Here is a 19,159-nt window from a genome sequence, read left to right as displayed (position 1 = left end):
ATCCCTTGGGCATTCCGGTACCGTTCACTGTTCGTAGTGAACTACCGGAGGCGCAGTGGATGTTTCCTTGAACATGTGGGCCCTGACCATCGCGGGTCTGTGTGCCCTGATCGCCGTCGACTTCCTCATCGGACGCAAGCCGCACGACGTCACCATCAAGGAAGCGGCAATCTGGACGGTCGTCTGGATCGTCCTGGCCGCCCTCTTCGGGCTCGGTCTGGCGCTCTTCGCGGGCGGTCAGCCCGCCGGTGAGTTCTTCGCGGGGTTCATCACCGAGAAGTCGCTGAGCGTCGACAACCTCTTCGTCTTCGTCCTGATCATGTCGAAGTTCGCGGTGCCGACGAAGTACCAGCAGCGGGTGCTGCTCGTCGGCGTCCTGATCGCCCTGGTGCTGCGCGCGGTCTTCATCGCCGGCGGCGCCGCGATCATCGCCAACTTCTCCTGGGTCTTCTACATCTTCGGCGCGTTCCTGATCTGGACCGCGTGGAAGCTCATCAAGGAGGCGCTGGCCGACCCGGAGGACGAGGAGTTCGAGGAGAACAAGCTCCTCAAGCTCGTCGAGAGGCGCGTTCCGTCCACCGACAAGTACCACGGCACGAAGCTGTTCATCGTCGAGAACGGCAAGCGCCTGATGACGCCGATGCTCGTCGTCATGCTGGCGATCGGCACCACGGACGTCCTGTTCGCGCTCGACTCCATCCCGGCGATCTTCGGCCTCACCCAGGACCCGTACATCGTCTTCACGGCCAACGCCTTCGCGCTGATGGGTCTGCGCCAGCTCTACTTCCTGATCGGCGGACTGCTCAAGAAGCTGGTCCACCTCTCCTACGGGCTGTCGGTCATCCTCGGCTTCATCGGCGTGAAGCTGGTCCTGCACGCGATGCACGAGTCCGGGGTGCACGTCCCGGAGATCTCCATCCCCGTCTCGCTGGGTGTCATCGTGGCCGTGCTCGCGGTCACCACCGTCACCAGCCTGATCGCCTCCAAGAAGCAGGCGGCGGCCGAAACGGCGGAGAAGGACAGCATCGACGCGTGACGCGCGGTTGCCGAGGCCTGACACCCATGGCGGGTGTCAGGCCTTCGGGCTCTTGATCAGCTTGCCGCCCTCGACGCGTACCACGACCGCGGGCAGCGGTTCGGTCGCCGGGCCCTGGACGACCGCGCCGGTCGTCGCGTTGAAGGTGCTGCCGTGGCAGGGGCAGGAGATGATCCCGTCCTCGACCTTGTCCACCACGCAGCCGGCGTGGGTGCACACGGCACTGAACGCCTTGTAGGCGCCCTGGGTGGGCTGGGAGACCACGACCTTGCCGTCGCGGTAGAGCCTGGCGCCGCCGACGGCGACGTCGGTGGCCGGCCCGAGCGTGACGGGCTCGGTGGCCGCCGCGTCGTCCTTGCCGGATCCGCCGCAGGCCGTGAGACCCAGGCCGGCGACTCCGGCGAAAGCCGCGCTGCGCAGGACGGTACGGCGGCAGGCGGCGTGCGGTTCGGTCATGGGGCTGCTCCAGGCTCAGAACGCGGAAGGGGACGCGGGGACTGATCTTGCGACCAGCACCCTACGTCCCCTTCCTGTGCCTGCCTCTGTCAGCCCTTGCTCGCGGTCCTGCCCGTGGCCTTCTTGCGCGGGGCCGCCTTCTTGGCGGGTGCCGCGGTGGCGGCCACGGTCTTCTTCGCGGCCGACTTCGTCGCCACGGCCTTCGTCGCCACGGTCTTCTTCGCGGTCGCCTTCTTGGCCGCAGGCTTCTTCCTCGGCGGCGCGGCGTCGCTCACCCGGTCCCCGAGGATGTCCCGCAGGAACTTGCCCGTGTGGCTGGCCGTCGTGGCCGCGATGTCCTCAGGCGTGCCCTCGGCGACCACCAGACCGCCGCCGTTGCCACCTTCGGGGCCCATGTCGATGACCCAGTCTGCGGTCTTGATGACATCGAGGTTGTGCTCGATGACGATGACCGTGTTGCCCTTGTCGACCAGGCCCGACAGCACCTTGATGAGCTTGCTGATGTCCTCGAAGTGCAGACCGGTGGTCGGCTCGTCCAGGACGTAGACCGTCCGGCCGGTGGAGCGCTTCTGCAGCTCGCTGGCGAGCTTGACGCGCTGCGCCTCGCCGCCGGAGAGGGTCGGCGCCGACTGTCCGAGCCGGACGTAGCCCAGCCCCACCTCGTTCAGGGTGCGCAGGTGGCGGGAGATCGTCGGGACGGCCTCGAAGAAGTCCAGCGCCTCCTCGATCGGCATGTCGAGCACCTCGGAGATGGACTTGCCCTTGAAGTGCACCTCCAGCGTCTCGCGGTTGTAGCGGGCGCCGTGGCAGACCTCGCACGGGACGTAGACGTCCGGCAGGAAGTTCATCTCGATCTTGATCGTGCCGTCGCCCGAGCAGTTCTCGCAGCGGCCGCCCTTGACGTTGAAGGAGAAGCGGCCCGGCAGGTAGCCGCGCACCTTCGCCTCCATCGTCTCGGCGAAGAGCCGGCGGACGTGGTCGAAGACACCGGTGTACGTGGCCGGGTTGGAACGCGGGGTGCGGCCGATCGGCGACTGGTCCACGTGCACGACCTTGTCCACCAGGTCGTCGCCGTCCACCCGGGTGTGGCGGCCCGGGACGCTGCGCGCCCCGTTCAGCTCGCGGGCCAGGTGGGTGTAGAGGATGTCGTTGACCAGCGTCGACTTGCCGGACCCCGAGACGCCGGTGATGGCGGTGAGCACCCCGAGCGGGAAGGACACGTCGATGTCCTGGAGGTTGTGCTCGCGGGCGCCGTGCACGGTCAGCTGCCGGTCGCGGTCGACCGGGCGGCGGACGTCCGGCATCGGGATGACGCGCTTGCCGGACAGGTACTGGCCGGTCAGCGACTCCTCGTTCTTCAACAGATCCTTGAGCGAGCCCGAGTGCACGACCTTGCCGCCGTGCTCACCTGCGCCCGGGCCGATGTCGACGATCCAGTCGGCGATCTTGATGGTGTCCTCGTCGTGCTCCACCACGATCAGGGTGTTGCCGAGGTCCCGCAGCCGCACCAGGGTCTCGATGAGCCGGTGGTTGTCCCGCTGGTGCAGGCCGATCGACGGCTCGTCCAGCACGTACAACACGCCGACCAGACCGGAGCCGATCTGGGTGGCGAGGCGGATGCGCTGGGCCTCGCCGCCGGACAGGCTGCCCGAGGCGCGGTTCAGCGAGAGGTAGTCCAGGCCGACGTCGACGAGGAACTTCAGCCGCTCGTTGACCTCCTTCAGGACCCGCTCGGCGATCTTCTTGTCCCGGGCGTCCAGCTTCATCACGGACAGGAAGTCCGCGCAGTCGCTGATCGACATCGCCGCCACTTCGGCGATGGACTTGCCCTGCACGGTGACCGCCAGCACGATCGGCTTGAGCCGGGTGCCCTCACAGGTCGGGCACGGCACCTCGCGCATGAAGCCCTCGAAGCGTTCGCGGCTGGAGTCCGTCTCGGACTCCTGGTGCCGCCGCTTCACGAAGGGGATCGCGCCTTCGAAGTTGGTCGTGTAGGCGCGCTCGCGGCCGTACCGGTTCTTGTACGCCACCTTGATCTGCGTCTTGTGCCCGTACAGCAGCGCCTTCTTGGCGCGGACCGGCAGACCGGCCCAGGGGATGTCGGTACGGAACCCGAGCTCCTCGCCGAGTGCCTCGACGAGCCGCTGGAAGTACCCCTTGGACATCCCGCCGGACCACGGTGCGACCGCGCCATCCTCCAGCGACTTCTCCTCGTCCGGAACGATCAGCTCCGGGTCGACCTCCATGCGGGTGCCGATGCCGCTGCACTGCGGGCAGGCGCCGAAGGGCGAGTTGAAGGAGAAGGAGCGCGGCTCCAGCTCTTCGAAGGACAGGTCGTCATAGGGGCAGTACAGGTGCTCGGAGAACATCCGCTCGCGCTGCGGGTCGTCCTCGGGCAGGTCGATGAAGTCCAGGATCACCATGCCGCCGGCCAGCCCGAGGGCCGTCTCGACGGAGTCCGTCAGCCGCCGCTTGGCGCTCTCCTTGACGGTGAGGCGGTCGATGACCACCTCGATGGTGTGCTTCTCCTGCTTCTTGAGCACCGGCGGCTCGGTCAGCTGGATGGTCACGCCGTCCACCCGGGCCCGGCTGTACCCCTTGGTCTGCAGGTCGGCGAAGAGATCGACGAACTCGCCCTTGCGTTCGCGCACCAGCGGGGAGAGCACCTGGAAGCGGCTGCCCTCCTCCAGTTCCAGGACCCGGTCGACGATGGCCTGCGGCGACTGGCGCGAGATCGGGCGGCGGCACTCGGGGCAGTGCGGCTTGCCGATCCGGGCGAAGAGCAGCCGGAGGTAGTCGTAGACCTCGGTGATGGTGCCGACGGTGGAGCGCGGGTTGCGCGACGTGGACTTCTGGTCGATCGAGACGGCCGGGGAGAGGCCCTCGATGAAGTCGACGTCGGGTTTGTCCATCTGGCCCAGGAACTGCCGGGCGTAGGAGGAGAGCGACTCGACGTACCGGCGCTGCCCCTCGGCGAAGATCGTGTCGAACGCGAGGGACGACTTGCCCGAACCGGAGAGCCCGGTGAACACGATGAGCGCGTCCCGGGGAAGGTCGAGCGAGACGTTCTTGAGGTTGTGCTCGCGAGCGCCACGGACTGTGAGTCGATCGGCCACGCCAGTGCGCACCTTTCATAGAAAAGGACAGAGTCGGCACCCCCAGTCAGCCTAAACAGGATGCCGCCAACATTTCTTCCTGTTGTGACACACCGAGCCTATAGCACGCGCATTCGATTTACGGAGCGCGTGTGCCATGTTCACCCGACCGAGTGATCGGGTTAGCGTCGTTCGTGCACTTGTCGATCAGCGTTGTCGATCAGGAGGCCCTGTGTCCGTCCAACGACCCGACCCCGCCCGCGATGCGGCCGCCGTATCCGCGGCCACCGAACGGCTGATCGAGGCGGTCGCGGCGCTCCCCGCCGCCGCCGTCGCCGAGCCCTCGCTGCTGCCCGGCTGGACCCGCGGCCATGTCCTGGCCCACCTCGCCCGCAACGCCGACTCGCTCGTCAACCTCCTCACCTGGGCGCGCACCGGCGTGGAGACCCCGATGTACCTCAGCAGCGAGGTCCGCGACAAGGACATCGCCGACGGCGCGGGCCGCCCGCTCGCCGAGCACCTGGACGATCTGCGGAGCTCCGCCGAGCGCTTCGCGCTGGCCGCGGGGGAGATCTCCCCGCAGGCATGGGCCGCCCAGGTCCGGATGCGGTCCGGCAAGGTGATCGCCGCCGCCGAGGTCCCGTGGCGGCGGCTGGCCGAGGTCAACTTCCACCATGTGGATCTCGGTATCGGCTGCGGCTTCGACGACCTTCCGGCCGAATTCACCGGGCGGCAGCTCGACGTCCTGCTCGACAGCCTCTCCGGCCACGAGGGTGTCGCCGCCGTCCGGGTGCGCGACACCGGCAGCGGGGCCTCCTGGGACCTGGGCGCGGCCACCGAGCCGGAGCTCACCGTCAGCGGCACCGGCAACGCGCTGCTGGCCTGGGTCAGCGGCCGAGGCACGGGCGAAGGACTGGCCACCGAACCGGACCACGCGCTGCCCGCCCTCCCGCCGCTCATCTGACACCTCCGCGAGGACAGGCCCTAACCTGGGCGGCATGTCCTATAACGGAGAAGTGAAGGTCGGCGGCGCGCCGGACGTGCACGAACTCACCGACCTCATCATCACCAAGGTCGCGGTCGGACCGATGAACAACAACGCGTACCTGCTGCGCTGCCGGGCCACCGGCGAGCAGCTGCTGATCGACGCGGCCGCCGAGCCCCCGACGCTGCTCGGCCTGATCGGTGACGACGGCATCGCCTCCGTCGTCACCACCCACCAGCACGGCGACCACTGGGGCGCCCTCGGCGAGGTCCAGGGCGCCACCGGCGCGCGCACCTACGCCGGGCGCTATGACGCGGAGGGCATCCCGGTACCCACCGACGTGCTGGTCGAGGACGGCGACACCGTCCGGGTCGGGCGGGTCGAGCTGACCGCCCGGCACCTGGTCGGCCACACGCCGGGCAGCATCGCCCTCGTCTACGACGACCCGCACGGCCACCCGCACCTGTGGACGGGCGACTGCCTCTTCCCGGGCGGTGTCGGCAACACCCACGACGACCCGAAGGCCTTCAACCAGCTGCTGGACGACGTGACCGCCAAGCTCTTCGACGCGCTTCCCGACGAGACCTGGGTCTACCCGGGCCACGGCGACGACACATCGCTGGGCGCCGAGCGCCCGCACCTCGCCGAGTGGCGCGAGCGCGGCTGGTGACCCACCCGGGGGCCGTCCGGCGAGGGACGGCCCCGCCCCGGGCCGCCGGAGGCCGTCAGGACCAGTCCCAGGCGATGCCCAGCAGCCCCGGCCGTACCGTCTCCTCGACGAAGTGGGCGGTGCCCCGGCCGTTGAGCACCAGTTCGGCCACCGCCTGCTGGGGTGCGCCCTGCGTCGGCTGCTCGAACCGGCGGCAGCGGACCGGCAGCGCGGCCGGGGCGAAGGCGGCCTGCAGGACGTACTGGCCGCCCCCGAAGGGGAAGCCGCGGACGTACTCGCCGCTCGGCGGGCCGCTGCCGTCGTCGAAACCGTAGCCGAGCAGGGCGGTGTCGCCGCCGCCCAGCCGGCCGTCGAAGAGCAGCTCGGCGACGACCACGCCGGAGGCCTGGTCGCGCCGGACCCGTCCGACCCGGCAGTTGTCGGCGGCCCGCACCCGCACCCGCTCGACGTCGCACCCGGGGTCGCCGTGGTGGATGGCCACATAGCGGTCCACACCGTCGCGGTGTGCGCGGACCACATGCTGCGAGTCGTGCGCGAGCAGCTCCCGCGCCTCCCCGATCCGCACCCGCTCGTAGTGCACGACGGTGTGCAGCCCGCCGTCCGGCGGGGAGCCGAGCTCCGCGAGCAGGCCCGCCAGGGCCGCGGCGGGCTCCATCAGGTACTGGTACGAGCGGGCCGGCGGCCGGTCGATCGCCGTGCGCGGTCCGAGCAGCCGGCTCAGGGAGTGCGCGGGAAGATCCAGCACGTCCTCCAACGCCCGGACGGCGCGCAGCGATTCGGCCCGCTCGGGCCTGCGGATGCCGCTCTGCCAGTAGCTGAGGCTGGCGACGGAGACCCGCACGCCGCGCTGCGCGAGCCGGTGCCGCACCCGGTCCAGGGCCAGCCCGCGGGCCGCGACGGCCGTCCGCAGCGCGTGGTGGAAGGGCCCGGTGCGCAGCGCGTCGGACAATGCGGTTCTCTGGGACATCGCGCTCCTCCGGCCGCGCGGTCTGTGAACGTTCACCCACGTGGTGGCCGGTACGTCTCGCGACACGCTGCTGACCTGCTGATCCGCGCCGTGCGTTCACACCTGTACAGCGGGCGTTCACACCTGGCTCGCCCGCACATTCAAGCCCGTTGACCGGTTCCCGACAACACCCCGATGCTCTGATCCAGCGTCCGGACGCGCTCCTCCACCCCCCACTTCCCGACAGGGAGGAACGCCATGCTCCATCCCCTCCGCATACGGTCCCGCGGTCGCGGGCGCCTCGCGGCGGTCGTTCTGGCACTCGCGGCGACCCTCGGCCTCGGCCTCACCGGCACCCCCACGGCCGGTGCCGCGGCCGGCTCCGCGTCCACCGTGGCGATCACCGACGCACCGGGCGCGGCCAGCGGCCTGGCCGGCGCGAAGACGCTGAACATCACCATGCAGGCGCAGCAGAACACCAACTGGTGCTGGGCGGCGAGCGGCAACACCATCGCCACCTGGTTCGGCCGCTCCTACTCGCAGAACCAGTTCTGCAACGCGGCGTTCAACCGGACCCAGGGCTCGACCTGCGGCAACTGGCAGGCGTCGCTGGACAACGTCCAGAACGCGCTGGACTGGGCCGGCATCAACTCCGGCAGCTACGTCAGCGGCTACCTGCGCTACACCACCGTGCAGAGCGAGATCAGTGCCAACCGGCCGGTGGAGACCCGCATCGCGTGGAGCTCCGGCGGCGGGCACATGCACGTGCTGTACGGATACGACACCGCCACCAACTTCGTCTACTGGGGCGACCCGTGGCCCTCCAACAACCGCTACAACTGGGCGGACTACTCCTACTACGTCAACAACAGCTCGTTCTCCTGGACCCACTCGCTCTACCGGATCGGAGCGTGAGGCGCCGATGAAGACGAGCACGGCACACAAGCTCGCGGCAGGCACCGCCGCCGTCCTGGCGTCCGGCGCGCTCACCCTGGGCGCGGTCCCCGCGGCCCACGCCGACGATGCACCAGCCACCTCCGCGGCTCCCGCGGCGGCCCGCGAGGCCGCCGCGGCGCCCGCCACCCTCGACACGCTCTCCCGCTTCTTCGCCCGTGACGGCGGCACCGCCCTGAAGGCCGCCGCACCGCGTCTCGAAGGCGCGACCGTCACCGTCAACACCCTCAACCCCGCCGTCGTCGCCGGTGACCGCGGCGCGGCCGTCGCGCTCCCGGACTTCGCCGCCACCAAGGCCGTCTCCGCGGACGGGCACACCGCCTCCGTGTGGACGGTGCGCAGCGGCGCCGGCTGGAAGGTGGTCAACATCGCCACCGGCAGCGACGAGACCGACTACGTCGCCAAGGGCGCTGCGCGGGCCGGTTCGACGGTCTTCCGCGAGCCGCAGATCGACGCCTGGTACGTGGTGCGCGACGGCCGGGTCCTGCCGCTCGACCCGGACGCGGTCAAGGCCGTGGGCGCGGGCGGCGCCACGCTGGCCGGCTACCAGCAGTCGGTCCACCGCCGGTACGGCGACAAGCTGCCGGGCTCGGCGTACGACCGGGCCGGCCTGGGCGGCGGCTACGACACCGCGGCCGCCCCGGAGGCCGCGCAGGCTCCCGGCGGCTCCCTCGGGAAGGGCGCCCCGCTCGGCGCGGTCGGCGCCGGTCTCGCACTGATCACCGCCCTCGCCTTCGGCGTACGCCGCCGCACCGCGCGGCGTAGCTGAACCGTCATTCCCGGTCCCCGCGCGTGACCCGTGCCGGGACCGGGAATGTCACTGCCCGCCAGTAGGGTGGTGGCATGGCAGACCCCTCCAGTTACAGACCGAAGCCGGGTCAGATCCCCGACTCGCCGGGGGTCTACAAGTTCCGGGACGAGCACGGCCGGGTGATCTACGTCGGCAAGGCGAAGAGCCTGCGCCCGCGGCTCTCCTCGTACTTCCAGGACATCGCCAACCTGCACCAGCGCACCCGCACCATGGTGACGACCGCCGCGTCCGTCGAGTGGACCGTGGTCGGCACCGAGGTCGAGGCGCTGCAGCTGGAGTACTCCTGGATCAAGGAGTTCGACCCCCGGTTCAACGTCAAGTACCGGGACGACAAGAGCTACCCGTCGCTGGCCGTCACCATGGGTGAGGAGTTCCCCCGGGTGCAGGTCATGCGCGGGCCCAAGAAGAAGGGCGTGCGGTACTTCGGGCCGTACGCCCACGCCTGGGCGATCCGCGAGACCGTCGACCTGATGCTGCGGGTCTTCCCCGTGCGGACCTGCTCCGCGGGGGTGTTCAAGCGGTCCGCGCAGATCGGCCGGCCCTGCCTGCTCGGCTACATCGGCAAGTGCGCCGCCCCCTGCGTCGGCCGGGTGACCCCCGACGAGCACCGCGAACTGGCCGAGGAGTTCTGCGACTTCATGGCGGGGCGCACCGGCACGTACCTGCGCCGGCTGGAGCAGCAGATGCGCGAGGCCGCCTCGGAGATGGAGTATGAGAAGGCCGCCCGGCTGCGTGACGACATAGAAGCGCTCAAGCGCGCCCTGGAGAAGAACGCGGTGGTGTTCACCGACGCCACCGACGCCGACCTGATCGCGGTCGCCGAGGACGAGCTGGAGGCGGCCGTCCAGATCTTCCACGTCCGCGCCGGGCGGGTGCGGGGGCAGCGCGGCTGGGTCACGGACAAGGTCGAGGCGGTCGACACCGCCGGTCTCGTCGAGCACGCCCTGCAGCAGCTCTACGGCGAGGAGAAGGGCGAGGGCGTCCCCAAGGAGGTCCTGGTCCCGGCGATGCCGCAGACCGCCGAGGCGCTCACCCAGTGGCTCGGCGAGCGGCGCGGTTCGCAGGTCAGCCTCCGGATCCCGCAGCGCGGCGACAAGAAGGACCTGATGGTCACCGTGCAGCGCAACGCGCAGCAGGCGCTCGCGCTGCACAAGACCAAGCGCGCCTCGGACCTGACCACCCGCTCCCGGGCGCTGGAGGAGATCTCCGTGGCGCTGGAGCTGGAGACGGCTCCGCTGCGCATCGAGTGCTTCGACATCTCGCACCTCCAGGGGGACGACGTGGTCGCCTCGATGGTGGTCTTCGAGGACGGCCTCGCCCGCAAGAGCGAGTACCGCCGCTTCCAGATCAAGTCCTTCGAGGGCCAGGACGACGTCCGGTCCATGCACGAGGTGATCTCCCGGCGCTTCCGCCGCTATCTGGCGGAGAAGCAGAGGACGGGGGAGTGGGACGCGAGCGCGGCCGGCGGCGAGGTCGCCGCCGAAGGCGGTGCGGCGACGGCCGAAGCGGCCCCGGAAGCCGCGGGCGGCCCCATCGATCCGGAGACCGGCCGGCCGCGCAAGTTCGCGTACCCGCCGCAGCTCGTCGTCGTCGACGGCGGGCAGCCGCAGGTCGCGGCCGCCCAGCGGGCCCTGCGGGAGCTGGGCATCGAGGACGTGGCCGTCTGCGGCCTCGCCAAGCGGCTGGAAGAGGTCTGGCTGCCGGACGACGACGATCCGGTGATCCTGCCCCGCACGAGCGAGGGCCTGTACCTGTTGCAGCGGATCCGGGACGAGGCCCACCGTTTCGCGATCTCGTACCAGCGCACCAAACGATCGAAATCGATGAAGGCGGGCGCCCTGGACGCGGTCCCGGGCCTCGGCGAGACACGCCGACAGGCGCTGCTCAAGCACTTCGGCTCCGTCAAGCGGCTGCGGGCCGCCACGGTGGAGCAGATCTGCGAGGTGCCGGGCATCGGCCGCCGCACGGCCGAGACCGTCGCCGCGGCCCTGCAGGGAGCCGCGCCCGCCGTTCCCGCGGTGAACACCACCACGGGAGAGATCATTGAGGATGAGTAGACGGCCGCACCCGGGGGCCGCCTCAGTGGAACGGGGGAGACAGCGATGACAGAGAACGACGGAGACGGAGCAGCTGTGACGACCGGTGGAACGGGGGAGGCCGCCGAGGCCATCCCCGAACTGGTGATCATCTCCGGCATGTCCGGAGCCGGCCGCAGCACCGCGGCCAAGTGTCTCGAGGACCTCGGCTGGTTCGTCGTGGACAACCTGCCGCCCGCCCTGATCCCCACCATGGTGGACCTCGGCGCGCGCTCGCAGGGCAACGTGGCGCGGATCGCGGTCGTCGTGGACGTCCGAGGGCGCCGCTTCTTCGACAATCTGCGGGAGTCGTTCGCGGACCTCGACACCAAGGGCGTCAAGCGCCGCGTGGTGTTCCTCGAAGCCTCCGACGACCTCCTGGTGCGCCGCTTCGAGTCCGTCCGCCGCCCGCACCCGCTGCAGGGCGACGGCCGGATCGTGGACGGCATTGCGAAGGAGCGCGACCTGCTGCGCGAGCTGCGCGGCGAGGCAGACCTGGTGATCGACACCTCCAGCCTGAACGTGCACGAGCTGCGCGCCAAGATGGACGCCCAGTTCGCGGGCGACGAGGAGCCCGAGCTGCGGGCGACGGTGATGTCCTTCGGCTTCAAGTACGGGCTCCCGGTCGACGCCGACCTCGTGGTCGACTGCCGGTTCATCCCCAACCCGCACTGGGTGCCGGAGCTGCGCCCGTTCACCGGTCTGAACGACGAGGTCTCGCAGTACGTCTTCAACCAGCCCGGCGCCAAGGAGTTCCTCGACCGGTACGCGGAGCTGCTGCACATCATCGCCGCCGGCTACCGCCGTGAGGGCAAGCGGTACGTGACCATCGCCGTCGGCTGCACCGGCGGCAAGCACCGCAGCGTCGCGATGTCCGAGCGGCTCGCCGCGCGGCTCTCCTCGGACGGGGTGGAGACCGTCATCGTCCACCGGGACATGGGGCGCGAGTGATCCGGACGGCACGGCGCCTGCGTCGCACGAGCCGTCGCTCCGGAGTACCGCCGAAAGTGGTCGCCCTGGGTGGCGGTCACGGCCTGTCCGCGTCGCTGAGCGCCCTGCGCCGGATCACCGGCGACCTGACCGCCGTCGTCACCGTCGCCGACGACGGCGGGTCCAGCGGCCGGCTGCGCGAGGAGATGGGCGTCCTGCCCCCCGGCGACCTGCGCAAGGCGCTGGCCGCCCTGTGCGGGGACGACGAGTGGGGGCGCACGTGGGCCAAGGTGATCCAGCACCGCTTCGTCAGCAAGGGTGATCTGCACGGACACGCCGTAGGCAATCTGCTGATTGTCGCCCTCTGGGAGCAGCTCAACGACGAGGTCGCGGCCCTCGAATGGGTCGGCCGGCTGCTGGGTGCGCACGGCCGGGTGCTGCCCATGTCCGCGGTACCGCTGGACCTCCATGCGAGCGTCCGCGGGCACGACCCCGCCGCGCCCGACGAGACCACCACCGTACGGGGGCAGGCGACGGTCGCCCTCACCCCCGGTGACGTGCAGGAAGTGTGGTTGCTGCCCGCCGATCCGCCGGCCGTTCCCGAGGCCGTCCAGGCGGTCCTGGACGCCGACTGGGTGGTCCTCGGACCGGGCTCCTGGTTCTCCTCGGTAATCCCCCATCTGCTGGTCCCCGAACTGGCCGACGCACTGGTGAACACCCGCGCCCGCAAGGTCCTCACACTGAACCTCGCGCCCCAGCCGGGGGAGACCGACGGCTTTTCTCCGCAGCGTCACTTGGAGGTTTTGGCCCGACACGCCCCTAAACTCACCATCGACGTGGTGTTGGCCGACGAGGCCGCCGTGCCCGACCGCGAGAGCCTGGCCCAGGCTGCCGAACGGTTGTGCGGCACGGTCGAGCTGGCGCGGATAGCGGCCCCTGACGGGCCGCGACACGATCCGGAGCTGTTGGCCACCGCGTATGACCGGATTTTTCGTATGCGTGGAAGGATCGGCCCATGGCGATGACGGCAGCGGTGAAGGATGAGATTTCCCGGCTCCCCGTCACCCGGACCTGCTGCCGGAAGGCGGAGGTCTCGTCGATCCTGCGGTTCGCGGGCGGTCTGCACCTGGTGAGCGGCCGCATCGTGATCGAGGCGGAGCTGGACACGGGGATCGCGGCCCGGCGGCTGCGCAAGGACATCCTGGAGATCTTCGGCCACTCCTCCGACCTGGTGGTGATGGCCCCCGGCGGGCTGCGCCGCGGCAGCCGGTACGTGGTCAGGGTGGTCGCCGGCGGTGACCAGCTGGCGCGGCAGACCGGTCTGGTGGACGGCCGCGGCCGCCCCATCCGGGGCCTGCCCCCGCAGGTCGTCTCCGGTGCCACCTGTGACGCGGAGGCTGCCTGGCGCGGCGCCTTCCTGGCCCACGGCTCGCTCACCGAGCCGGGCCGCTCCTCGTCGCTGGAGGTCACCTGCCCCGGCCCCGAGGCGGCGCTGGCCCTGGTCGGCGCGGCCCGCCGGCTGCAGATCCCGGCCAAGGCCCGCGAGGTGCGCAACGTCGACCGGGTCGTCGTACGGGACGGCGACGCGATCGGCGCGCTGCTGACGCGGCTCGGCGCCCACGACTCCGTCCTGGCCTGGGAGGAGCGCCGGATGCGGCGCGAGGTCCGGGCCACCGCGAACCGGCTGGCGAACTTCGACGACGCGAACCTGCGCCGCTCCGCGCGGGCCGCCGTCGCGGCCGGCGCCCGGGTGCAGCGCGCCCTGGAGATCCTCGGCGAGGAGGTGCCCGAGCACCTCGCGGCGGCCGGCCGGCTGCGGATCGAGCACAAGCAGGCGTCGCTGGAGGAGCTGGGCTCGCTCGCCGAGCCGCCGCTGACCAAGGACGCGGTCGCCGGCCGTATCCGCCGGCTGCTGGCCATGGCCGACAAGCGCGCCTCCGACATGGGGATGCCCGGCACCGAGGCGAACCTCACCGAGGAGATGGTCGGCTGACCCGCCGGCCGTCTCAGCATCCGGAGCGGCCACCTCGGGCCTTCTCGGTGACACTCCGTGACAGGTGGTCTGAACTGCGAAAACGGGCCCTGAGCGGACGCTCAGGGCCCGTCTGGGGCCGTCTCGGCGGCTGTCGATGTCACTGGGAACACGTGGGCGAGGTAGGGTCGTGGGTGGTCGGGGACATCCCATATTTCGCAGCCGGAGTGTAATCCGGCACATCAGCGAGGAGATCGGTTCGTGACGATCCGGGTAGGCATCAACGGCTTCGGTCGTATTGGTCGCAACTTCTTCCGTGCCGTTCTCGAGCAGGGCGCGGACATCGAGATCGTCGGTGTCAACGACCTGACCGACAACGCGACCCTGGTGCACCTTCTTAAGTACGACAGCATCCTGGGCCGTCTCAAGGCCGAGGTCACGCACACCGACAACACCATCACCGTCGGCGGCAAGACCTTCAAGACGATGGCCGAGCGGGACCCGGCGAACCTGCCGTGGGGCGAGCTCGGCGCGGACATCGTCATCGAGTCCACGGGCTTCTTCACCAAGCGCGACGACGCCGCCAAGCACCTCGCGGCCGGCGCGAAGAAGGTCCTCATCTCGGCTCCGGCCAAGGACGAGGACATCACCGTGGTCATGGGCGTGAACCACGAGAAGTACGACGCGGCGAAGCACAACATCATCTCCAACGCCTCGTGCACCACGAACTGTGTGGCGCCGATGGCCAAGGTCCTTCTGGAGAACTTCGGCATCGTCAAGGGCCTGATGACGACGATCCACGCCTACACGAACGACCAGAAGATCCTGGACTTCCCGCACAGCGACCTGCGCCGTGCGCGGGCCGCCGCGATCAACATCATCCCGACCTCCACGGGCGCCGCCAAGGCGACCGCGCTGGTCATCCCCGAGCTCAAGGGCAAGCTGGACGGCACCTCGCTGCGCGTCCCGGTCCCGACCGGCTCGATCACCGACCTCGTGGTGACCGTCGAGCGCGACGTCACCAAGGAAGAGGTCAACGCTGCCTTCCAGAAGGCGGCCGAGGGCCAGCTCAAGGGCATCCTCGAGTACACCGAGGACCTCATCGTCTCCACGGACATCGTCAACGAGCCGGCCTCGTGCACGTTCGACTCGCAGATGACCATGGTCCAGGGCGACCAGGTCAAGATCTTCGGTTGGTACGACAACGAGTGGGGCTACTCCAACCGCCTGGTGGACCTGACCACCTTCGTCGGCGGCCAGCTCTAAGTCACGACGGTTCAGCCACGCAGATGTGAGTGACAGGGTCCGGGCGACGCGATGACGCGTCGGCCGGGCCCTGTTCCTTGTCGACCACGAGGAGCCCACCGGATATGAAGACGATCGACGACCTCCTGACCGAGGGACAGGTCGCGGGCAAGCGGGTGTTCGTCCGCGCCGACCTGAACGTGCCGCTCTCGGGCACCACCATCACCGACGACGGCCGCATCCGCGCCGCCGTCCCGACCATCACCAAGCTCGTCGCCGCGGGCGCGAAGGTGATCGTCGCCTCCCACCTGGGCCGCCCCAAGGGCGAGCCCGACCCGCAGTTCTCGCTCGCACCGGTCGCCGCACGCCTCGGTGAGCTGCTCGGCGCGGAGGTCGTGTTCGCGGCCGACACCGTCGGGGACAGCGCCCAGGCGGCCGTGGCCGCACTGGCCGACGGCGGCGTGGTGCTGCTGGAGAACCTGCGGTTCAACGCGGACGAGACCGCGAAGGACGACGCCGAGCGCGGCGCCTTCGCCGACCGCCTGGCCGCGCTCGCGGACGTCTACGTCGGCGACGGCTTCGGCGCCGTGCACCGCAAGCACGCCTCGGTCTTCGACCTCCCGGCGCGCCTCCCGCACGCCGCGGGCGGTCTGATCGCCACCGAGGTCGACGTGCTGAAGAAGCTCACCACCGAGGTGAAGCGGCCGTACGCGGTCGTGCTGGGCGGGGCGAAGGTCTCCGACAAGCTCGGTGTCATCGACCACCTGCTGGATAAGGCCGACCGGATCCTGATCGGCGGCGGCATGGTCTTCACCTTCCTCAAGGCCCAGGGCCACGAGGTCGGCAAGAGCATGCTCCAGGAGGACCAGATCCCGGTCGTCCAGGAGTACCTCAAGCGCGCCGAGGCCAAGGGCGTGGAGTTCGTGCTGCCGGTCGACGTCGTCGCCGCGGGCGCGTTCCCCGACCTCAAGGCGCAGGCGCCGACCGACCCGGTGACCGTGAACGTCGACGCGATCCCCGCCGACGTCATGGGCCTGGACATCGGTCCGAAGTCCGGTGAGCTCTTCGCCTCGAAGCTCGCCGACGCGGCCACCGTGTTCTGGAACGGTCCGATGGGTGTCTTCGAGCACCCCGACTACGCCGAGGGCACCCGCGCGGTGGCCCAGGCACTGATCGACAGCCCGGCTTTCACGGTCGTCGGCGGCGGTGACTCGGCCGCGGCCGTGCGCATCCTCGGCTTCGACGAGAACGCTTTCGGCCACATCTCGACCGGTGGCGGCGCGAGCCTCGAGTACCTCGAGGGCAAGACGCTCCCCGGTCTCGCCGCACTGGAGGACTGACCCAGCATGAGCACCCGTACCCCGCTGATGGCCGGCAACTGGAAGATGAACCTCAACCACCTCGAGGCCATCGCGCACGTCCAGAAGCTCGCCTTCGCGCTCTCCGACAAGGACTACGACGCCGTAGAGGTCGCCGTCCTGCCGCCCTACATCGACCTGCGCTCGGTGCAGACCCTGGTCGACGGCGACAAGCTGAAGATCAAGTACGGCGCCCAGGACCTCTCCGCGCACGACTCCGGCGCGTACACCGGTGAGATCTCCGGCCCGATGCTGGCCAAGCTGAAGTGCACGTTCGTGGCCATCGGCCACAGCGAGCGCCGCCAGTACCACGGTGAGGACGAGGAACTCGTCAACGCCAAGGTCAAGGCCGCGTACCGGCACGGACTGACCCCGATCCTGTGCGTCGGCGAGGGCCTGGACGTCCGCAAGGCCGGCCGGCAGGTCCCGCACACCCTCGCCCAGCTCGACGGCGCGCTGAAGGACATCCCGGCCGAGCAGGCCGAGACGATCGTCGTCGCGTACGAGCCGGTGTGGGCCATCGGCACCGGCGAGGTCGCCACCCCCGAGGACGCGCAGGAGGTCTGCGGTGCCATCCGCGGCCGTCTCGCCGAGCTGTACAGCCAGGAACTGGCCGAAAAGGTCCGCATCCAGTACGGCGGTTCGGTCAAGTCCGGAAACGTCGCGGCGATCATGGCGCAGCCGGATGTGGACGGCGCCCTGATCGGTGGCGCGGCGCTCGACGCGGAGGAGTTCGTCAAGATCGTCCGCTTCCGGGACCAGTAGGACCAGTAGGCGGTGGGCCGAGCAGGCCCGCACGAAGTACCCTGTCGGGGCCGGACCGGCGCATTGGCGCCCGGTTCGGCCCCGCGCCGTCCGTTTGTAGTCGAGAGAGTTGGTCCAGCCGTGGTTCTCGGGTTCTCCATCGCCCTCATCATCTTCAGCCTGCTGCTTCTGCTGCTGGTGCTGATGCACAAGGGGAAGGGCGGCGGCCTCTCGGACATGTTCGGTGGTGGCATGCAGTCCTCCGTCGGCGGCTCCTCGGTGGCCGAACGCAACCTCGACCGGATCACCGTGGTGATCGGTCTGTTGTGGTTTACGTGCATTGTCGTACTTGGTCTGGTGCTGAAGTTCCAGAAGTAGCGCCTGCGGCGTACTCCCGTGAGTCCAGGGAGAACTGACGCCTCGTCGCAAACGCGGCTTATCATGGGAGGGCGTCCCACGGGGCCGGGTACACCACCTGCCACTGGACGGCACGTAAGGTCTCCGTAAACTGGGCGACCTCGCAGCACCATCACGCAGGGAGTTACGACCGTGGCAAGTGGCAACGCGATCCGTGGCAGTCGGGTCGGAGCGGGGCCGATGGGAGAGGCCGAGCGCGGCGAGTCCGCGCCACGCCTCCGCATCTCCTTCTGGTGCTCGAACGGGCACGAGACCCAGCCGAGTTTCGCCAGCGACGCGCAGATCCCGGAGACCTGGGACTGCCCGCGCTGTGGTTTCCCGGCAGGGCAGGACGAGGAGAACCCGCCGGCGCCGCCGCGGACCGAGCCGTACAAGACGCACCTCGCCTACGTGCGGGAGCGGCGCAGCGCGGCCGACGGCGAGGCGATTCTCGCGGAGGCCCTCGCCAAGCTCCGCGGCGAGATCTGAGAGTTTTCCTCGCGTACGGCACGCGGATACACACCCCCGTTCGCCGGGCGGGCCCGACCGGGAGCCGCCCGGCGGACGGGGGTGTTTGCTTCCCTGTCGGTCAGCGGCGGCGGGCGCGGGCGGTGTGGCTGTCGGCGATGTGGGCGGTCAGCGCGACCGCCGACGTGGCCCGCTCGTAGGTGAGCTGGGCGACCCGGGCCGACAGGCAGTCGATGATCAGCAGGACCGAGTGCCGGGTGCCGTAGCCGCCGCGCCGGAAGCTGGTCTCCGCCGAGGCCGAGGTGAGCCGGATGTCGGCGGCCTGGGCGATCGGTGAGCGCGGGTCGCTGGTGACGGCCACCGTGGTCGCGCCGCGTTCCGCGGCCAGCCGTAGCGGGTCCAGGGCCTCACGCGTGGTGCCGGAGTGCGAGATCGCCACGGCCACGTCGGACGGCGTCAGCAGCGCCGCGGAGGTCTCGGCGGCGTGCACCTCCGTCCAGCCGCGGGCGGCGCAGCCGATGCCGAACAGCCGCGCCTCGGCCTCCCGGGCGGCGATACCGGAGCCGCCGACGCCGTACACATCGATCCGGCGGGCCCTGGCCAGTGCTTGGGCGGCCCGTTCCAGGCTCTCCCGGTCCAACTGGTCGAGGGTGAGCCGCAGGGCTCGCAGATCGGCCTGGGCGACCACGGCGACGACATGGTCGAGATCGTCGTCGGGGCCGATGTCCGGGCCCAGCACGGGGCTGAGCGGCCCCTCTCCGTCGCCGCCCTGGCTGCGGCCCTGCTCCTGCGCCAGCTCGATCAGCAGATGCTGGTAGGAGTCCAGGCCCAGCGCGTGGCAGAAGCGCGTGACGGTGGCCTGGGAGGTGCCCGTGCGGCGGCCCAGTTCGGCCGCCGATCCGCGGGTGGCCGCCGTCGGGTCCGCCAGCACCAGCTCGCCCACCTTGCGCAAGGAATCGGACATCCGGGGGAGTTCGGAGCGGATCAGGGCGATGACCATGACGACTCGTCTCGGCAG

Annotated in this window: 18 protein-coding genes; 14 read left to right on the top strand and 4 right to left on the bottom strand. The window is 70.3% G+C overall.

Going from position 1 to position 19,159, the window contains the following annotated elements; genetic code table 11:
* Positions 1–55: 55 nt before the first annotated feature.
* Entirely contained in the window at positions 56–1,036 is a 981-nt protein-coding gene (locus O3X23_RS17665) for a TerC family protein (RefSeq protein WP_269272361.1), read from the top strand.
* Positions 1,037–1,072: 36 nt separating this feature from the next.
* On the opposite strand, the gene O3X23_RS17660 is transcribed toward O3X23_RS17665, so the two are convergent.
* Positions 1,073–1,492: a Rieske (2Fe-2S) protein gene (locus O3X23_RS17660; protein WP_269272360.1), complete on the bottom strand. Its 420-nt coding sequence runs from the start codon at positions 1,490–1,492 to the stop codon at positions 1,073–1,075.
* Positions 1,493–1,581: 89 nt separating this feature from the next.
* Positions 1,582–4,608 (bottom strand): excinuclease ABC subunit UvrA, encoded by a 3,027-nt coding sequence (gene uvrA, locus O3X23_RS17655; RefSeq protein WP_269272359.1) that lies wholly within the window; start codon positions 4,606–4,608, stop codon positions 1,582–1,584.
* 211 nt (positions 4,609–4,819) lie between these two features.
* Here uvrA and O3X23_RS17650 point away from each other — a divergent pair, with 211 nt between their 5' ends.
* On the top strand, positions 4,820–5,551 hold the full coding sequence (locus O3X23_RS17650; RefSeq protein ID WP_269272358.1) for a maleylpyruvate isomerase family mycothiol-dependent enzyme: 732 nt from the start codon (positions 4,820–4,822) through the stop codon (positions 5,549–5,551).
* Positions 5,552–5,585: 34 nt separating this feature from the next.
* A complete protein-coding gene (locus O3X23_RS17645) occupies positions 5,586–6,242 on the top strand; it encodes an MBL fold metallo-hydrolase (protein ID WP_269272357.1) in 657 nt (218 codons plus the stop codon).
* Positions 6,243–6,297: 55 nt separating this feature from the next.
* On the opposite strand, the gene O3X23_RS17640 is transcribed toward O3X23_RS17645, so the two are convergent.
* The gene (locus O3X23_RS17640; RefSeq protein ID WP_269272356.1) at positions 6,298–7,209 is read right to left on the bottom strand and encodes a hypothetical protein; all 912 of its coding nucleotides are present in this window, start codon (positions 7,207–7,209) and stop codon (positions 6,298–6,300) included.
* A gap of 237 nt (positions 7,210–7,446) precedes the next feature.
* Between O3X23_RS17640 and O3X23_RS17635 the strand changes: the two genes are divergently transcribed.
* From O3X23_RS17635 to O3X23_RS17585, 11 genes are all read left to right on the top strand, one after another.
* Positions 7,447–8,103 (top strand): papain-like cysteine protease family protein, encoded by a 657-nt coding sequence (locus O3X23_RS17635; RefSeq protein ID WP_269272355.1) that lies wholly within the window; start codon positions 7,447–7,449, stop codon positions 8,101–8,103.
* Positions 8,104–8,110: 7 nt separating this feature from the next.
* Positions 8,111–8,911 (top strand): hypothetical protein, encoded by an 801-nt coding sequence (locus tag O3X23_RS17630; RefSeq protein ID WP_269272354.1) that lies wholly within the window; start codon positions 8,111–8,113, stop codon positions 8,909–8,911.
* A 74-nt stretch (positions 8,912–8,985) separates the two neighbouring features.
* Positions 8,986–11,010 carry an excinuclease ABC subunit UvrC gene (gene uvrC / locus O3X23_RS17625; RefSeq protein ID WP_269272353.1) on the top strand — a complete coding sequence of 675 codons (2,025 nt, stop codon included), beginning with the start codon at positions 8,986–8,988 and terminating at the stop codon, positions 11,008–11,010.
* Between the two features lie 45 nt (positions 11,011–11,055).
* Positions 11,056–11,979 carry an RNase adapter RapZ gene (gene rapZ, locus O3X23_RS17620; protein ID WP_269272352.1) on the top strand — a complete coding sequence of 308 codons (924 nt, stop codon included), beginning with the start codon at positions 11,056–11,058 and terminating at the stop codon, positions 11,977–11,979.
* Positions 11,976–12,983, top strand: a complete 1,008-nt coding sequence (locus O3X23_RS17615) for a gluconeogenesis factor YvcK family protein (RefSeq protein ID WP_443047870.1) — start codon at positions 11,976–11,978, stop codon at positions 12,981–12,983. Before rapZ ends, O3X23_RS17615 begins: the two co-directional genes overlap by 4 nt.
* Entirely contained in the window at positions 12,974–13,951 is a 978-nt protein-coding gene (gene whiA / locus O3X23_RS17610; RefSeq protein ID WP_250975334.1) for a DNA-binding protein WhiA, read from the top strand. Before O3X23_RS17615 ends, whiA begins: the two co-directional genes overlap by 10 nt.
* 240 nt (positions 13,952–14,191) lie before the next feature.
* Positions 14,192–15,196: a type I glyceraldehyde-3-phosphate dehydrogenase gene (gap, locus tag O3X23_RS17605; protein WP_269272351.1), complete on the top strand. Its 1,005-nt coding sequence runs from the start codon at positions 14,192–14,194 to the stop codon at positions 15,194–15,196.
* Positions 15,197–15,300: 104 nt separating this feature from the next.
* Entirely contained in the window at positions 15,301–16,515 is a 1,215-nt protein-coding gene (locus O3X23_RS17600) for a phosphoglycerate kinase (protein WP_269272350.1), read from the top strand.
* Between the two features lie 6 nt (positions 16,516–16,521).
* Positions 16,522–17,298, top strand: coding sequence for a triose-phosphate isomerase (gene tpiA / locus O3X23_RS17595; protein WP_269272349.1), 777 nt, complete (start codon positions 16,522–16,524; stop codon positions 17,296–17,298).
* Between the two features lie 120 nt (positions 17,299–17,418).
* Positions 17,419–17,655, top strand: coding sequence for a preprotein translocase subunit SecG (gene secG / locus O3X23_RS17590; protein ID WP_269272348.1), 237 nt, complete (start codon positions 17,419–17,421; stop codon positions 17,653–17,655).
* 171 nt (positions 17,656–17,826) lie between these two features.
* A complete protein-coding gene (locus O3X23_RS17585; protein WP_073497103.1) occupies positions 17,827–18,162 on the top strand; it encodes an RNA polymerase-binding protein RbpA in 336 nt (111 codons plus the stop codon).
* A 100-nt stretch (positions 18,163–18,262) separates the two neighbouring features.
* Here O3X23_RS17585 and O3X23_RS17580 read toward each other — a convergent pair whose 3' ends face one another.
* Complete coding sequence (locus tag O3X23_RS17580) at positions 18,263–19,141, bottom strand: MurR/RpiR family transcriptional regulator (RefSeq protein WP_269272347.1); 879 nt, start codon at positions 19,139–19,141, stop codon at positions 18,263–18,265.
* Between the last annotated feature and the right edge of the window lie 18 nt (positions 19,142–19,159).

Origin of the sequence: Streptomyces sp. H39-S7 (assembly GCF_027158205.1) — a bacterium.
Taxonomy (GTDB): Bacteria; Actinomycetota; Actinomycetes; order Streptomycetales; family Streptomycetaceae; genus Actinacidiphila.
Note: the sequence above shows the minus strand (reverse complement) of the source record. Positions and strands in the feature narration are given on the sequence as shown.

Coding starts and splice junctions, on each gene's coding strand:
- O3X23_RS17580 (WP_269272347.1), bottom strand. CDS start 19,141: ATGGTCATCGCCCTGATCCGCTCCGAACTCCCCCGGATGTCCGATTCC.
- O3X23_RS17660 (WP_269272360.1), bottom strand. CDS start 1,492: ATGACCGAACCGCACGCCGCCTGCCGCCGTACCGTCCTGCGCAGCGCG.
- O3X23_RS17640 (WP_269272356.1), bottom strand. CDS start 7,209: ATGTCCCAGAGAACCGCATTGTCCGACGCGCTGCGCACCGGGCCCTTC.
- tpiA (WP_269272349.1), top strand. CDS start 16,522: ATGAGCACCCGTACCCCGCTGATGGCCGGCAACTGGAAGATGAACCTC.
- rapZ (WP_269272352.1), top strand. CDS start 11,056: ATGACAGAGAACGACGGAGACGGAGCAGCTGTGACGACCGGTGGAACG.
- whiA (WP_250975334.1), top strand. CDS start 12,974: ATGGCGATGACGGCAGCGGTGAAGGATGAGATTTCCCGGCTCCCCGTC.
- O3X23_RS17600 (WP_269272350.1), top strand. CDS start 15,301: ATGAAGACGATCGACGACCTCCTGACCGAGGGACAGGTCGCGGGCAAG.
- O3X23_RS17630 (WP_269272354.1), top strand. CDS start 8,111: ATGAAGACGAGCACGGCACACAAGCTCGCGGCAGGCACCGCCGCCGTC.
- uvrC (WP_269272353.1), top strand. CDS start 8,986: ATGGCAGACCCCTCCAGTTACAGACCGAAGCCGGGTCAGATCCCCGAC.
- O3X23_RS17635 (WP_269272355.1), top strand. CDS start 7,447: ATGCTCCATCCCCTCCGCATACGGTCCCGCGGTCGCGGGCGCCTCGCG.
- O3X23_RS17645 (WP_269272357.1), top strand. CDS start 5,586: ATGTCCTATAACGGAGAAGTGAAGGTCGGCGGCGCGCCGGACGTGCAC.